Origin of the sequence: Microcoleus sp. C2D2, from assembly GCF_036702495.1 — a bacterium.
Lineage (GTDB): Bacteria > Cyanobacteriota > Cyanobacteriia > Cyanobacteriales > Microcoleaceae > Microcoleus.
Genome location: NZ_JAUBTO010000094.1, coordinates 17401 through 32221 on the forward strand (window position 1 = coordinate 17401; position 14821 = coordinate 32221).

At 45.8% G+C, this 14821-nt stretch carries 13 protein-coding genes and 1 pseudogene; 7 read left to right on the forward strand and 7 right to left on the reverse strand.

Annotated features, from left to right (window positions below; genetic code table 11):
• Nucleotides 1-161: 161 nt before the first annotated feature.
• From QUB61_RS25415 to QUB61_RS25425, 3 genes are all read right to left on the reverse strand, one after another.
• Nucleotides 162-1061 carry a S1 RNA-binding domain-containing protein gene (locus tag QUB61_RS25415; protein WP_333132963.1) on the reverse strand — a complete coding sequence of 300 codons (900 nt, stop codon included), beginning with the start codon at nucleotides 1059-1061 and terminating at the stop codon, nucleotides 162-164.
• Nucleotides 1062-1175: 114 nt separating this feature from the next.
• The gene (locus tag QUB61_RS25420) at nucleotides 1176-1922 is read right to left on the reverse strand and encodes a dienelactone hydrolase family protein (RefSeq protein ID WP_333132964.1); all 747 of its coding nucleotides are present in this window, start codon (nucleotides 1920-1922) and stop codon (nucleotides 1176-1178) included.
• Nucleotides 1923-2171: 249 nt separating this feature from the next.
• Complete coding sequence (locus QUB61_RS25425) at nucleotides 2172-4637, reverse strand: ATP-dependent helicase (protein ID WP_333132965.1); 2466 nt, start codon at nucleotides 4635-4637, stop codon at nucleotides 2172-2174.
• 547 nt (nucleotides 4638-5184) lie between these two features.
• On the opposite strand from QUB61_RS25425, the gene QUB61_RS25430 reads away from it, so the two are divergent.
• Nucleotides 5185-6207 (forward strand): DUF4349 domain-containing protein, encoded by a 1023-nt coding sequence (locus QUB61_RS25430; protein ID WP_333132966.1) that lies wholly within the window; start codon nucleotides 5185-5187, stop codon nucleotides 6205-6207.
• A 121-nt stretch (nucleotides 6208-6328) separates the two neighbouring features.
• On the opposite strand, the gene QUB61_RS25435 is transcribed toward QUB61_RS25430, so the two are convergent.
• Nucleotides 6329-7423, reverse strand: a complete 1095-nt coding sequence (locus QUB61_RS25435) for a RuBisCO accumulation factor 1 (RefSeq protein WP_333135817.1) — start codon at nucleotides 7421-7423, stop codon at nucleotides 6329-6331.
• 156 nt (nucleotides 7424-7579) lie between these two features.
• Between QUB61_RS25435 and QUB61_RS25440 the strand changes: the two genes are divergently transcribed.
• The 3 genes from QUB61_RS25440 (at nucleotide 7580) to QUB61_RS25450 (ending at nucleotide 10976) form a co-directional block, all read left to right on the forward strand.
• Entirely contained in the window at nucleotides 7580-8524 is a 945-nt protein-coding gene (locus QUB61_RS25440) for a response regulator (RefSeq protein ID WP_333135819.1), read from the forward strand.
• 293 nt (nucleotides 8525-8817) lie between these two features.
• Nucleotides 8818-9519: a bifunctional demethylmenaquinone methyltransferase/2-methoxy-6-polyprenyl-1,4-benzoquinol methylase UbiE gene (ubiE, locus tag QUB61_RS25445; RefSeq protein ID WP_333135821.1), complete on the forward strand. Its 702-nt coding sequence runs from the start codon at nucleotides 8818-8820 to the stop codon at nucleotides 9517-9519.
• A 224-nt stretch (nucleotides 9520-9743) separates the two neighbouring features.
• Nucleotides 9744-10976 (forward strand): DUF445 family protein, encoded by a 1233-nt coding sequence (locus tag QUB61_RS25450; RefSeq protein ID WP_333135823.1) that lies wholly within the window; start codon nucleotides 9744-9746, stop codon nucleotides 10974-10976.
• 126 nt (nucleotides 10977-11102) lie between these two features.
• Here QUB61_RS25450 and QUB61_RS40060 read toward each other — a convergent pair whose 3' ends face one another.
• The 3 genes from QUB61_RS40060 to QUB61_RS40070 form a co-directional block, all read right to left on the reverse strand.
• Nucleotides 11103-11408: an RNA-guided endonuclease InsQ/TnpB family protein gene (locus QUB61_RS40060; RefSeq protein WP_445300283.1), complete on the reverse strand. Its 306-nt coding sequence runs from the start codon at nucleotides 11406-11408 to the stop codon at nucleotides 11103-11105.
• Between the two features lie 29 nt (nucleotides 11409-11437).
• Complete coding sequence (locus QUB61_RS40065) at nucleotides 11438-11833, reverse strand: RNA-guided endonuclease InsQ/TnpB family protein (RefSeq protein ID WP_445300282.1); 396 nt, start codon at nucleotides 11831-11833, stop codon at nucleotides 11438-11440.
• Between the two features lie 177 nt (nucleotides 11834-12010).
• A complete protein-coding gene (locus QUB61_RS40070) occupies nucleotides 12011-12310 on the reverse strand; it encodes a hypothetical protein (RefSeq protein ID WP_445300281.1) in 300 nt (99 codons plus the stop codon).
• A gap of 196 nt (nucleotides 12311-12506) precedes the next feature.
• Between QUB61_RS40070 and QUB61_RS25460 the strand changes: the two genes are divergently transcribed.
• The 3 genes and pseudogenes from QUB61_RS25460 to QUB61_RS25470 all read left to right on the forward strand — a co-directional run.
• Entirely contained in the window at nucleotides 12507-12815 is a 309-nt protein-coding gene (locus QUB61_RS25460; protein WP_333135825.1) for a DUF3493 domain-containing protein, read from the forward strand.
• Nucleotides 12816-13152: 337 nt separating this feature from the next.
• The gene (locus QUB61_RS25465; protein WP_333135827.1) at nucleotides 13153-13728 is read left to right on the forward strand and encodes an alpha/beta hydrolase; all 576 of its coding nucleotides are present in this window, start codon (nucleotides 13153-13155) and stop codon (nucleotides 13726-13728) included.
• Nucleotides 13729-14426: 698 nt separating this feature from the next.
• Nucleotides 14427-14821, forward strand: a pseudogene (locus QUB61_RS25470) (helix-turn-helix domain-containing protein); the annotation flags it as partial.

Sequence of the window (14821 nt, forward strand, 5' to 3'; positions counted from 1 at the left end):
GGAATCAAGAAGGAAGCATATTAGTTAGATGGGGATTTTTTAACCGCAGATATCAGCAGATGAACGCGGATGGGATTTGATATGTGTTTATCGGCGTTTATCTGCGGTTAAAGCTACATTCCTATTGTTTCCGGTAGATGGGGTTCTAATTACGTCAAGACTTAAGAAAGAGTCTTTTGAGCACGTTCCGATCGCTCTTCTGCAGTATCCATAACATCCGCCATTTTATCGACCATTTCCCCTGGGTAATTTTCCAGTACGCGAGTAGAAAGGGAAATCCGGCCGCGACCTTCATCGAGGTCAACTACCAGTGCTTTCAGGGGTTGACCGGGAGCAAAGAGCTTTCCAAGGTTATCAATGTATTTTTGGCTGACTTGCTTGATGTGCAGCAAACCGCTAACTCCTTCTAAGTCCACAAACACGCCAAAAGGCTTGATGCTGCTGACTTTTCCTTCGACCAACTGACCGATTTGCAAATCCCTGAAGGCGTTCGATTGAGTTGCCATCCTCTGGGAAAGTACGAGTTTTTCTCGCTCCCGATCGACCTCCAAAAAATTCACGCTCAAAGATTGACCTATCAGCGATTCTATGTTATCGCGTTCCACTAAGTGCGATCGGGGAATAAAACCGCGCATTCCCTGAACATCTACAGTCACGCCGCCCTTATTTGCGCCAGAAACCCGCACCTGAAGAACTTTACCGGTTTCCTGCAATTCAATTAAATCTTCCCAAGCTTGCTGAATTTGTAACTGTCGCAGAGACAAGGTAACTTGGCCATCTGCATCTTGTTCGCGGATAATCAAAAAGTCCCGTTCCTCGTCCAGCGGAACCACTTCCGACAAATCCGTTACTGTTCTCAAAGCAGCCTCTTCGATCGGCAAAAAAGCCGAAGACTTGCCGCCGATATCAACATACGCGCCGTTTGAGTCGTACTCGAACACTTTGCCGCGCACTACTTGTCCCTTCTGGAACTCGTAATTGTGCTGTTCGAGGGCTTTAGCAAAATCATCCATTGAAAAGGATGCTTTTGCGCTTTGAGAACCTGTAGATTTGGAATTCATGTCAGTTTAGTTGTCAGTTGTCAGTAATTTAGTTGTCTGTTGTCAGTAGAAAAATTTTCCCACTCTCCCCATCTTCCCATCTTCCCATCTCGCCATCTCCCTATCTCCCACTCTCTAAGCTGGTTGAAGTTGCTGATGAAATAGCTGCTTCACCTGCTTCCACGAGTCGGCTGCTGCCGTAGCGTCGTAACTGCCGCGGTGGTCGCAGAAGAAGCCGTGATCGGCATTGTAGCGGAAAATTCGGTGAGAAATACTGTGTTTTTGCAATTCGGCGGCGATTTGGTCAACTTGTTCTGAGGGAATGCTGGGGTCTTGAGTGCCAAAAAAGGCGTAGAGAGTGCCTTTAATGTCTGCTGTGCGGGCGATCGTGGGGGTGCCGCCGCCAGGGGTTAGGGTGGCGATACCGGCGCCGTAGAACGACGCTGTAGCCTTGATTTCGGGCAAAGTAGCGGCGAGGTAGGCGACGTGCCCTCCAAAGCAGAAACCGATGCAGCCAAAACCTTGTTGTTTGACAGAGGGTAGAGTTTTGAGGTAATCAATGGTGGCTTGGATATCGCCGAGAAGTTCGGAAGCTGTGGTTTTTTCTTTGTATTCTCTGCCGATTTTGATGGCTTCGGGTGTGTAGCCGGTTTCAAAGCCGGGGGCTTGACGTTGGTAAATGGCTGGGGCGATCGCCACATATCCTTCTTTTGCTATTCTTTCTGTAACTTCGCGGATGTGCGAGTTGACGCCAAAGATTTCTTGAATCACAATAACTGCGGGAAATTGCCCGGATGCTGCGGGTTGAGCTAGGTAAGCGGCGATTTGCAAATCTCCGTTGGGAACTGTGACGTTAGCTGTGCGAATTTCTGAGTTGGTCATAGCGATTTTTGCTCTAGAGCAATTCTATTTCATTTGTGAATGAGATTTTTTTGAACGAACCGCGAAGACGCGAAGAACACGAAGGAAGAAAGGAGAAGTTTTTTATAGAGACTGTTGGCATTATACCAATATTTTTAGTTCAACCTGCCCCTAGAAGTAGGTTTTTTTGCTAAAGATTCTCTTCTCTTCGCGTCCTTCGTGTCTTCGCGGTTCGTTCAAAAAAATCTCTATTAGTAACTAATCCCAAATTTACCATATCGCATTACCTGGAAATCTCTGTTTTAAAATAGGCATTACCGGACAGGGTTTTTGCTCCTGCAAATTCTCCGGTTTGTTCCAACTAAAAGGCCCTTTCTTTTCCGCCGACATCCACAGTAAACTTTTTGCTCGCGTCATCGCCACGTACAGCAATCTAAACTCTTCTGCTTTTTTTAAATAATCTGCTTGTTCCCAGGCTTCGCCCAGATTTGGTAAAGGATATTTTTCGTGCAAACTCGCTCTAATTTGCGCTCTCGCTACCTCGGATAATGTGAAATCTCCTAAGAATCTAGCTTGCGGCATAACTCGCAAATTTCCGGGGATGGTTTGTTCGTGCAAAAAGGGGATAAAAACGCAATCCCAATCTAATCCTTTGGCTTTGTGCATGGTAATAATTGTGAGTTGACCTTTGCTGGTGTAGCGTTCTTCTATTTTGTCGTCTGCATCGACAGGTTCAAATCTTTCGGAACTGACTATTTCGCTGATTACACCCAAAATATTGCTCATTGAATTGTTGCCGGCTGTTTGGATTGCTACTCGTTCTGCTAATTTGTCGGCGGTGGCTAATTCTGTTTGATCGTATTGCAGCGCTAAGGCTAAAAATGATATGATTTGGTAGGGTGGCAGTTCTAAGCGAGCTTCCAGCAAACTGCAGCAAAAATAGCGGCATTTGCGAACTGGTTCTGACTGCTGCGGGTCGAGCGGGCCTGGGTAAAGAAATTGCTCTGGGCTGGTGGCAAAAGCATTGTAGTCTTGTTTGGGGATGAGTTGCCGATCGCTCAAAATCTTTAATGCTGCTTTCAGGTAGTCGGGAGAGTGCGGGCGATCGAGAAATTGCAGCAGTGTTAAGATTTCCCAAGGTACTTGAGAATGTCGGTCGCGCTCTCCCACATCCTCAATTTTAATCCCGTATTTGCGCAAATCAAAGCTTAATCCGTTTTTTTGAGGATTTTCCAGCACTTCTTTGATAAACTTGCCTTGTTTGTTTTCTCGCACCAAAACAGCCATCGATTTAAGATTTTCTAACGGCAACTTTTGGCGATTTTCCCCATCGCTCGCTTCACCCCCAGCCTCGATATTCTTCTCATTGCTTCCCCATTCAAAATCGGCTGGTAAAAATTTCTCAACTAACTCAATTACCCGCTTGCCAATTAACTCAACTGTCTGGTAAATATCGCGGGGAGTATACAATTCTAAGCCTCGACCTAGGGGGGCGGGATTTGCATTTTGCTGGGGGTCATCGCTGGGTACTGGCTTAATAGTTTGGTCGCGAAAAGGTTTTTCTATTTTGGCTAATTCCAAGCCATTTACCCATTGCAACATAAAGTTAGCTGCATCGATTATCACCTTGGTGCTGCGACCTGCACCGTCCATTGTCGCTAACTTATTCTTGATTTCGCACTCATCACAAAATTTGTTAAAATAAATGGGATCTGCCGGAGTAAAAGTAGAATTAATCGCTTGATTTGGGTCGCCAACTCTGATAAAATTGGGAGGTGAGTTAGGACGCTCTGGATCGATCGCCAATGTTTCCAAAAGCTGAGTCTGCAAAGGTGTGGAATCCTGGGCTTCGTCCTCAAAAACGGCAAATACTTGCTTTTGCTCGATCGCCCTCGCCTTCGGATTTTCCAACACGCGCAAAGCTGCTAAAATCATCTCGTCGTAATCGATGAATTCCCGGCTCCTCAACAAAGCCTGATATTTTTGATATAAACCCCCAGCTACCGCTAAAATTTCATAACCGTCCCCAGAATTAACAGTGCTCATCTCTAACAACTGTTCGGGAAACAAACCAGAAGATTTCGCTTCGTGAATCACAGTTTTAGCTAACTGTGGCAAAATCTCGGTTCGCAAAACTGATTGTCGCCGCAGTCTCTCGGTTTCCTCTCCGTCGAATTGCTGTCCTTCCAACAAAACTTGATATCTGCGGGGATTTTCGGCTATCCAAAGTTCTACACAAGTGCGAATTAATCGGTGACTTTGAGTCGGAGTGACTAAAGTCGAATTTTCTAAATTTAAACCCGACAAATCGGGATGGCGCATCGCAATATTTAAAGCTAAACCGTGCAAAGTGTGCACGGCAAAACCACCTTGAGATAAAGATAATTCTGCTAACCTTTCTCTGATTTTAGCTTTAATATTTGCAGCAGCCGATCGCGTAAATGTCACGACAATTAACTGGCGGCGGTTGTGAAGCTGGTTGCGGGCGATCGCAATTGCCGACGCAGCAGCCATTCCCGTAGACTTCCCGGCCCCGGGAACCGCTGAAACAGCAAGGGGGCCGCCTTTCCAGTCCGCCATGTCCTGCTGCCCCGCACGCAAGGCTTTGCGAATTCGATCGCAAGCTTGTTCTCGCAAAACGACCGCAGCCGCTGAGTTTGAAAGCGCTGAGGCGGCCTCGGGGCGATCGATAGCCGCGATCGATCGCATAAAATCACTATCAAATTCATCTGTCATTCGATTTTAGATTTTAGATTTTAGATTTTAGATTTTAGATTTGAAAAATATTTGTCGCCATCAGCCTTTTTAAACGGTATCAGAAACCGAGTTGCTTTAGTTGCGATCGATCGATTTTAGATTTTAGATTTTAGATTTTAGATTGAATAAAGCGACCTCGCTCATAAATCCGGGGGCTGGCGATGGGAACCGAGGAGCTTTTTTCTCGCTCCACGGATGAATCCATCGATTTTAGATTTTAGATTTTAGATTGAATAAAGCGACCTCGCTCATAAATCCGGGGGCTGGCTCGCGGGAGCGAGGAGCTTTTTTCTCGCTCCACGGATGAATTCGGGGACTTGTGACCAAATTGTTTTCGGTCATCACACCGATATTTATTGGCTTTCATCTGCGTTCGGAAGCGTTTATCTGCGGTTAAAAATCCCAAAGTATTCAACCTCTACCGTTTCCATTTCGGTATCGGCTAAACTAACGCTATCTATTCGAGCTTAAATTAAAATCCGCCTAAAATTCAATACCCAAAGCTTTTTTACAGGACAAACCCTCAATGAAAACTCACCTCAAAACCAATCCCTCGCCGCACAAGCCAAACCCAAACCAAACCAACAGCAGCACAACTCGCTTTGCTGTGGTGGCATTCTTAACTTTATCTTCAGCCATTGCTTTGCCAAGCTGCGGAGAGCCACCGCCCAACGCTACACGCAGCGAAGCTTTACCCAGCTTAGCTTCACCCAGCAGCCGTCAAAACCAACTTGCCGCATCGGCTCCACAATCGGCACCCGCACCCGAGCCAGCAGCCGGAGGGTCAAAAACTGCTGCTGTACCAAAAAAAGCAGCAGAAACTCCGGCAACCCGTCCCCAACTGATTAAAAAAGCCGAACTCAGTGTAGTTGTCAAATCTATTGACGCCACCACTAAATCTGTTACTAATATTGTCGAAAAACAGCAAGGCGATATCTTGGGTTTCCAAAATCAAAAGCCTCCGGATTCCAGTGTCCGCCAAACGGCGTCTGTGGAGATTCGCGTGCCTCAAGAACGGTTAGAAACTACTTTAGAGGCTTTGGCAAAACTCGGAACTGTAGAGAACCGTTCTCTGACGGCTGAGGATGTTACCGAGCAATTAGTTGACAGCGAGGCTAGACTGCGGAACCTCCGCAAATCGGAAGAAATGGTGTTAAAAATTATGGAGCGATCGGGTTCTGTAGGCGATGTGCTCAAAGCTTCTCAAGAGTTGAGCAACATTCGGGAGTCGATCGAACGCATTGACGCTCAGTTAAAAAGTTTGCGAAATCAAGTAGCCTATTCGACTATTAGCTTAACTCTACAAGCGGCAGTATCGGCTCAACAAACTCCCGAACCTTCTCTAGGTTTGCGGGTGCAGGAAACTTGGGGGAAAGCGACTCATTCTGTGGGTGAATTAACGCTCGGTTTGTTTGGTTTGGGTATTTGGCTGTTGGCTTACAGTCCTTATTTTCTGTTAATTGCGGCTGCGGTTTTCGGCTTTAATCGGTTTAAGAAACAGCAGTCTGTTACGAAAATTCAAGAACCGAAACCGCCCGCTGCAAATTAGTCATATCGATTCCGGTTGCACCGTCCGTCATTGTTGACTGTTGACTGTTGACTAATGACTAATGACTAATGACTAATGACTAATGACTAATGACTAATGACTAATGACTAATGACTAATGACTAATCGTCTATTTGCCATCCATCTTTGGTATAATCTTCATCAACAATCTTTTTGGGCCGCATCACCAGCACAACTCGCCCCAAAATAGGAATATGTGGGGATTGTTCAAACCAGTACAATTCTAAATTGCCCGCGTTATCGGCGAGGAAATAACTCTCAGGATCCCACTGTCTTTGGGCTCGATCGGCAATAATCAAAACTTCTTCAACTTTGCCTTGCAGCGGTACCGGCAATCTATCGCTCATTTCCAAAACCGCCACCGGATCTTCAGCGTTCAAAATTACCTGCCATCCGGGAATCGCCACCCAAGCTCCGGCTCCGGAAAATTTTACCATTCGGAATGGCTCGATTTCCTCCGGCAAAGGCACTGCCAGCAAATCTGTCGTAGAGAGTGGCAATTTGCCCACAACGGGGACAACTCGGGGCAATTGTTCCTCAGAATCGAGCCGGTAGACAGGCAAGCGGGGCGATTCCCGTCTGGCAACTACGGTAAAATCGACGAGCAACTGCTCGATTTGCGCCCTAGCGGTTTGGCTGCTAGCTAATTTTAAACCGCGAGCAATTAAGCGCGATCGCTCTTGCAAATCGCTTTTCTGTCTCGCCAATTGCCAGCATTGGTAAGCCATAGCATCCCCGGGAGTGTCTGTGAACCCTTGGGGGAGACTCCCGAAGTGCGAAAACTCCTTGATCGCTTTAGCAACTTGGCGAGCATCGTCAACATCCAAATTATGGGTTAGCATCAAAGCGGCCGCCCCGGCCCGCTCTACCTGAGAGAGAATCCGAAACTCGTATAAGATATCACTACCTTTGGTCAGGAAGTGCGATCGAACCAACTCTGAAGCCCCAGCATTTACCATGCTCGTGTAGACTTGGGCTGCGACGCTCACTTGATTTTGCTGAATTGGCTCAAAACCTGTTTCTTCAAAAATTCTTTGAGAGTTGTAGCCAGCTTTTACCAGTGCAGTGCAGGCGTGTCCCCACTCTACCCAAGTGCCTTCTTTTCGGCGGAGCGATCGAATTAACTTTTCGGCATCCACAGCATTGGTGGAGGGTGCAGATGCAGGAGGAGATGAATCTTGCGGTGTATCAGTCATAATTGAATCAAAAACCAGCGCTAAGTTATGTGTGATTGGATACCGGCAAGGCTCGTGTCGCGGCAGAGCGATAGATTGAGAGTAAGTGAGTTATGAGACTATTGTTACAGAATAGTTGCTCGCCTAAATTTACAAAGGGGAGTTTATCGTATTGTTATGTATAATGCCATTCCAGAGCTAGATCAAATTAAACGCCAGCTCATGACCCTACACCGACCGAAAAAGCCCAAAATGCTGGTAGTAGACGACGAACCAGACAATCTGGATTTACTCTACCGCACTTTCCGACGAGATTTTAACGTGTTCAAAGCTGAGAGCGGAATTCGCGCCTTGGAAGTCCTCGGCATCGAAGGCGAGGTTGCCGTGATCATTTCCGACCAGCGGATGCCAGAAATGAAGGGAACCGAGTTTCTGAGCAAAACCGTGCCACAGTTTCCGAATACGGTCAGAATTATTTTGACTGGTTTTACGGACATTGAAGACTTGGTGGATGCCATTAACTCAGGACAGGTTTACAAGTATATCACCAAGCCTTGGGACCCAAACGAATTGAAAATGGTGGTGCAAAAGGCGGCCGAGACTTATGAAGTTCTCAAGCAGCGGACTGAGGAATTGGAACGCGCCCAAAATCAAATACAACTGTTAGCAACCATCATGCAAACGGCTGTGGATTATCCGAGTTTGGAAGCAAGTTTACAGCCAATTGCTACTGCTATAAGCGATAATTTTTTGGCTGATGCTTGCATTTTGCAACTGGTGGAAGGAACTGTTTTAATGCCAGTCCAAGGCAGTCACACCACCAGCCAAACTGTGGAAAATTGGCTGGCAGATGACCCTCTGGCTCGAGAGGCAATCGCCTCTCAAACTATTCAGGGTGCTGTGAATATTGCGAACGACACAGCCCTAGCGAGCGTGCCGCACTATCAGAAATCAGGCATTCAAGCTCACCTGAGCGTCCCGGTGATTCACAAAGGTCGATCGATCGCCCTGATTTCCATCCAGTGGAAGCAGCCTTGTTCCCTGCGCCCCGACGAACTCACAACAGTTCACCTCGCCGCTCAAGAAGTTGCTTTGGTATTGACGAGTTTTCAGGGTAATTAGTCATCAGTCATTAGTCCTTAGTCATCAGTCATCAGTCATTAGTCCTTAGTCATTAGTCCTTAGTCATTAGTCCTTAGTCCTTAGTCCTTAGTCGGCTTTGTGTCTTGAGTCGAAAAGGATAGCAAACCAATGATTAAAGACAAAATAGCACCGATAGCTAATAAATAAAAAAGCATTAATGACTGGCGACAGCATGACATGAAGGGACGGATTAATTATTAGTTCCGGCTGACATTTTCCCGAATTACCAATTACTTTTTCCCCAATCACCAATTACCAATGACAAATGAGTAATGACTAATAACGCCGAACAAATTAAAACTATATTTAATCGCATTGCACCAGTTTACAACCAATTGAACGACTGGTTGAGCTTTGGGCAGCACCGAATTTGGAAGCTTATGGCGGTGAAATGGAGCAGTGCCGGCCCCGGAAATACTTGTTTAGACTTGTGCTGCGGCAGCGGGGATCTAGCTTTGCTGCTGGCAAAACAAGCAGGGCTTACCGGTTGCGTATTTGGAGTAGATTTTTCTGCCGAACAATTAGCCGTTGCGGCCAGGCGCGCGAGACCTTTTCTCACCCCTGCAAGTCCCATTTCCTGGGTAGAAGCTGACGCCCTACACTTGCCTTTTGCCGACAATTACTTCGACTGCGCCACAATGGGTTACGGGCTGCGCAACGTGACAGACATCCCCCGCAGTCTTCAGGAATTGCACCGCGTGCTCAAACCCGGTGCAAAAGCAGCTATTCTCGACCTCCACCGCCCCAGCAATTCCCTAATGCGGAGCTTTCAGCAGTTTTATCTCGACACTCTCGTAGTGCCCATTGCTCAGCAATTTGGCATGACTCAAGAATATGCCTACATTAATCCTAGTTTAGAAAAATTCCCGATCGGTCAGGAGCAAGTCGCGATCGCCCACAAAGCCGGATTTGCCGCCGCCACCCACTATCCTATTGCTGGAGCTATGATGGGAGTATTGGTACTGGCCAAATGAATTGAAAATTAAAAATGTTTGCAGTCTAAATCAGCTATCTAACAGTAGGGTACACCTAGGAGTGCGCGCACCTTACTAAAAATGCTGGTATTCTCAATCATTACTCTAAGTGTAGGGTGCACCGCTGGCGTGCGTACCTGACTAAAAATCCTGGCAGTTTAAATGATCCGTCTAACAGTATGGTGCAATACTCCGTGTGCACCTTACCCTATTTTTAATCCCTTATGAATCCGTCTGACATTTGGCTGTTGGTTGCCCCACCTGTAGTGGGAGGAATTATTGGCTATTTCACTAACGATATAGCTATCAAAATGCTGTTCCGCCCCTATCGAGCTATTTACATCAAAGGGCGGCAGTTGCCTTTCACTCCAGGCTTGATCCCCCGCAACCAAGAGCGCTTGGCAAAGCGAATTTCCGACACAATTATGGGTTCGCTGCTGACGCCAGAGGAGCTGCAAAACTTAGCGCGCCGCCTCCTGCAAACCGAGCGGATGCAGTCCGTGATTCTCTGGCTGTTGCAGTTGGCGCTGGATCAGGTAAAAGAAGACGCAGAGCAAAAAACCGCTAAAATTCTCGCTAACATTCTGCGAGATTTGCTGGGAGAATCTGTACCCAGAATTCTCAAAGTTTTGGCGCGCCGGGAAGATTTTTTAGAAGCTCAGCTCAATCAAATTTTTGACCAAGTTTTGCTGGAGCTTCAGCTAACAGAATCTCAGTCGGCTCAGCTTGCTGATTGGTTGTTGCAGGTAGTAATACCCCCGGAAGTGCTGCGGCAGGCTTTAATAGACTTTTTGACCGATCGCAATATTTCGATCATCGATGAAGGGTTTCGAGAAAAAAGCAGCGGCACTTATTGGGTAGTAGCAAATTTGTTTGGTTTGCGCAACACTTTAACTCGGCTGCGGACTTTTTGTCTGGATGACAGAGAAGCGACAAATCAGCGCTTAGCAGAGTTAACTATTTCTTTGGGAATTCGCGGGCGAATTCAGGAATGGCTGCAAAATTTGTCGATGCAAAATTTACCTGTTTCGACAGTCAGACAGTTGCGAAAAACTATGCGCGACAGCGTTCGCAGCTACGTTCAGCAGCGGGGTACAGACGTACTTGAGGGGTTGAGCAAATCTATTGACTGGGAAAATATTTCGCGGTTGCTTCTGAAGCGATTGCAAACTTCAGCGGTGATGAGCGCTTCCCTGGGAATTGTCAGCCAAGAACTGGCTTTGGTTTTAGAGCGCTATCTAGAGCGGGATTTAGAAAATATTGTAGCTCAGGCTATCCCGATTTTGAATATTGACCAGGTGATTGTCGATCGAGTAAAAGGTACTTCTCCTGAAGAGTTGGAGTTAGCAATTCAGGGAATTGTCCAAAGCGAATTGCAGGGAATTGTAAATTTAGGAGGCATTTTGGGTGTTTTTGTCGGCTGTTTGCAGACAGTTGTGGTTTGGATTCAGCGGTGAATTTATTTCGACAGTTGTGAGCTATTTGTTTTGACACTCCTGGGCCTGAAGGCGTAAGGATTCTTAGATCGTAGATCGGACTTAAATTAAGAGCGTTTGGGCGCCTAACCCAGAGATCCAGTCTCCCTAAGCGTTTACGATCTCTAAGATCGAAGTTCCGACGTGCCCCGTCGTACCTATCCCGCGATTCAGGATATTAATTGCGGCATTACGATCTCTATCCATCTGGCATCCACATTTACAAATATGGGTTCGGGTGGATAGAGATTTTTTAACGACTTCCCCACAATTACTGCATTCTTGACTGGTGTAAGCAGGGTTCACCGCAATGGTAATCCGACCAAACACTTTTCCAAAATATTCTAAGAACACTCTGAACTGGTGCCAAGAAGCATCGCTAATTGATTTTACCAAGCAGTGATTTTTAACCATGTTGGACACTCTCAAATCGACCTAAACCACTACATCGTTTGATGTGATTGCGCACCTTGCCAACTTGATAGCATTGTGCAATACGGCTGTCTACTTATTTTGAGATGTCGCTTACCTAAAATCACTCTAGCTTTCTGGCGATTTGACCCACCTTTTACCTTCCTGCTTACAAGACGTTGGGCACGTTTTAGCTGTGCTTCACCTCTACGCAGAAACTTAGGATTGGGAGCTATTTCGCCATTTGAATCAGTGTAAAACTCTTTCAGCCCGACATCCAATCCAACTGTTTTGCCTGTCATTACAACCGTTTCTACTCGCTCTACTGACACGCAAAACTGAATATAAAATCCATCTGCACGCTTGACTAGCCGCACCCGCTTGATTTGACTCGGAGCGTAAAAGCCTAACTCACGAGTGCCTTTCATTTTCACTCGCCCAATTCCGCACTTGTCGGTAAAGCTGATTGATTTTCTATCTTCTGAAAGCTTCCAAGAATTGGTTTTGTACTCAACATAACGACTATTTTTTTGGAACTTCGGAAACCCGACTTTTTTACCTTTGATTCCTTTTTTGACGTTTTCATTGAAGCGAGAAATACTAGCCTATGCTCTTTCTGCACTAGCTTGTCGAGCCATCGCGCCTAACTTGTTCGCATTCGTCAAATTCTTTAGCCCAAATCGCACAATACTTAGAAAGAGCGAACCATGATTTAGCTCCACCATACCATCAATCCAAAGCCGGATCGATTTGTTGCGAATGAATTGACAAATTCTAATCGCTTCATCGATTGCCTGGAACTGATCTGGTTTTGCGTAAGCCTTGAATTCGAGGGTGAGCATCTTGTTTTCCTTCTGTACGCCTGTGAGAACTCGTTTATCATAGGAATGGTTGGTTTTATCCAACCAAAAACATGGAGAAAGTCCCCCTAGAAGGGGGAGGCTCTAACCCCATTTTTCTGGTAATCTAATATTCAATCTCTTCGGCGCACTCAGTACCAAATACCCAGTCTTTCGGCTGTATTTACCCCGTCAGCAAAAATAATTTTGGTAGAAACCGGGTTTTTGTCGCCCAATCCTAATTTACCTATTTCCTAAATCTATGCCAGCCCCAAATTCGGACGATCGCACATACATCCCAAAAAACCCCCGCAACCTCAGCCGCCAACAATACGAGCGTTTAACCGCAGAAATGGCCGCTCCCTACCGGCCTATGCGACAGTTTGTCTACGTAGCTTGCGGCGCTTCCGGCTTTATCGGCGGCTTGGTTTTCCTCGCTAAAATTGCCTCTGGCCGCGAAATAGGTTCTGCTTTGCCCAATTTTGCCCTCCAAGTCGGAGTGGTGGCTCTGATGGTCTTCCTGTTTCGCTGGGAGCAGCGCGCCGAGCGCCGAGCCCCGAAGGGGAAGTAACAAAAATTTACAAATCGAGACAAAAATCTATCTGAGGCAAAGAAAAGTTAGAAATATAAAGAAATTATAACGAAATCCTGGTTTGCGATCGATCCCTGTCATAATCAAAGAGTGGGTTCAATTGGGGTCAGCAAATTTAAAGACCCTAATCATAAACCGCTTGTAATTCGTTCAATTGGGGTCAGCCTTCATAAAGACCCTAAATATATAAAATAAATTTAAGCCCAGCGCCAGCCTTCACTAATAGAAGAGCTGGCGTTCGGCATTTTGCTAGGAGCGGGAGATTGGTAGAGATGTGTCACAGTCAAATTAGAAAAAGATGTTGGGAGATTTTACTATGAGCCGATCATTTTTCAAAGGGCAATGGACCTTATTTTTAGCAGCAGGCGCGGGAATTGTATTTTACAGCAGTGCTGCGGCGGCTGCCGAAAAGGTAGTGCTCAAATACAGTGCGATCCGAATGACTTTACCAGTCAGCGAATTAGAAATTTTTGCAGAAACTGGGAAAATGTCGCCGGGGTTAGAAATGCTGCTGGGAAAGGCAAAGAAAGACCCGGAAGCGGTTCGCAGCAGTCTGACGAGACCGGTGAAAGTCAGTCAAAGCTTTTTGGATCGGACGCTCAAGAGTAAGGTTGGGGAAATAATTCTCGATGAAGTGGGTCAGGTAATTCGCACTCCTTCTGGGAATGCAAATCGAGAAGCTTTGCGCGACGCCTTGGTGCTGTCTGCCACTAATGATAACGAGATTACGCTGCTGGAAGCGATGAAGAATTATCCGACTCCAGAAGTTTACGTTGAGGGCGATCGTTTAGTTGAAGCTTACGGCAAACTTGTAGCTTTGTCAGAACAATTGGGCGGCGTTTCAGAACGGCTGCAAGACATTTTGAACAAGATTCGCCTGCCTAGATTGTAGCGGATTGTGTCAAGGAGGGTTGATTCGTGCGATCGCACTTGGGTTGCTGAACCTGCATCAATTACAGGGGAGTCACCTTTTAGTTGTGCAAAATTTGCCTAATTTTGACACCTGTTTAAAAAAAGAATGCAACCGCAGACAAGCTCCAAACCTGACGGTAATCACTCATTCCCAAATCTCAAATCTCAAATCCTATAACTTGGCTGTAAAATCTATGTCGGGATAGATGTTACACAGTTTACAAAAAATTGAGAGGGAGTATCCGTATTATTACTGAGAAAAGAAGTTGAACCAAAAAATGCGGGCAAGAGCTTGTGTATCCCCCATCAACTAAAATACGATCGGGTGGGCATTGCAGATTATCTATCTTAAGATAGAGAAACGCAGTCAGAGTCAGGCGCTTGCGGAAAAACGGCTGGTCATTAGTAAGCTCGTGCTATAACAAATGCCATTGCGCAACGCATTCCTCAAAACTCTTGAGGAAAAAAAATTGAAAAAAAAAGGTGAGAGACTGTATTAATTAACAGCACCTCAAATCCCAATAAAATCTTATTTTTTAGGGGCCTACACCTTCACTCGATCGACTCTATTTACCGGGTAACACTGGCAATATGAACAAAAATCCTATAGCGATCGCAAATGATTTGTAAATCCTCGAACGTATATAATGAGGGATGTAAATCTAAGTAGGAGTTAAAATGATCCGAGAGAAATCCTCAGACAAATTTAGAGAAGATGAAGCCCAAGGTTTATTAGAACTCGAAAATTTTATTGCCGGCAATCCCGACCCAAGAGAACTAAAAAGAGCTGTCTTCAGTTCGGATGCTAATTGAAGGGATCTGTCGCGAAACTATTCAAACAATTTTGGGAGTATCATCTCCATTTATCAGTAAGTGGAAAATCAATTATGCGTTGTATGGAATTGAAGGATTGCTCTTAAATCATCAAGGCTCGCAGGGACAGCTTAAGCCAGAAGAACGGGAGGAAATTGTCCAATGGTTAACCAATAAAAACCAGTGGGATATATCTGCTGTTGCTAATTATATAGCAGAGCGATATCAGATTGAATTTAAATCTCAAACCAGCTACTATC

What these genes read in the sequence shown, in the direction of transcription:
- QUB61_RS25415 (WP_333132963.1), bottom strand. Translation starts at nt 1,061, where the DNA reads ATGAATTCCAAATCTACAGGTTCTCAAAGCGCAAAAGCATCCTTTTCA.
- QUB61_RS25420 (WP_333132964.1), bottom strand. Translation starts at nt 1,922, where the DNA reads ATGACCAACTCAGAAATTCGCACAGCTAACGTCACAGTTCCCAACGGA.
- QUB61_RS25425 (WP_333132965.1), bottom strand. Translation starts at nt 4,637, where the DNA reads ATGACAGATGAATTTGATAGTGATTTTATGCGATCGATCGCGGCTATC.
- QUB61_RS25430 (WP_333132966.1), top strand. Translation starts at nt 5,185, where the DNA reads ATGAAAACTCACCTCAAAACCAATCCCTCGCCGCACAAGCCAAACCCA.
- QUB61_RS25435 (WP_333135817.1), bottom strand. Translation starts at nt 7,423, where the DNA reads ATGACTGATACACCGCAAGATTCATCTCCTCCTGCATCTGCACCCTCC.
- QUB61_RS25440 (WP_333135819.1), top strand. Translation starts at nt 7,580, where the DNA reads ATGTATAATGCCATTCCAGAGCTAGATCAAATTAAACGCCAGCTCATG.
- ubiE (WP_333135821.1), top strand. Translation starts at nt 8,818, where the DNA reads ATGACTAATAACGCCGAACAAATTAAAACTATATTTAATCGCATTGCA.
- QUB61_RS25450 (WP_333135823.1), top strand. Translation starts at nt 9,744, where the DNA reads ATGAATCCGTCTGACATTTGGCTGTTGGTTGCCCCACCTGTAGTGGGA.
- QUB61_RS40060 (WP_445300283.1), bottom strand. Translation starts at nt 11,408, where the DNA reads ATGGTTAAAAATCACTGCTTGGTAAAATCAATTAGCGATGCTTCTTGG.
- QUB61_RS40065 (WP_445300282.1), bottom strand. Translation starts at nt 11,833, where the DNA reads ATGAAAGGCACTCGTGAGTTAGGCTTTTACGCTCCGAGTCAAATCAAG.
- QUB61_RS25460 (WP_333135825.1), top strand. Translation starts at nt 12,507, where the DNA reads ATGCCAGCCCCAAATTCGGACGATCGCACATACATCCCAAAAAACCCC.
- QUB61_RS25465 (WP_333135827.1), top strand. Translation starts at nt 13,153, where the DNA reads ATGAGCCGATCATTTTTCAAAGGGCAATGGACCTTATTTTTAGCAGCA.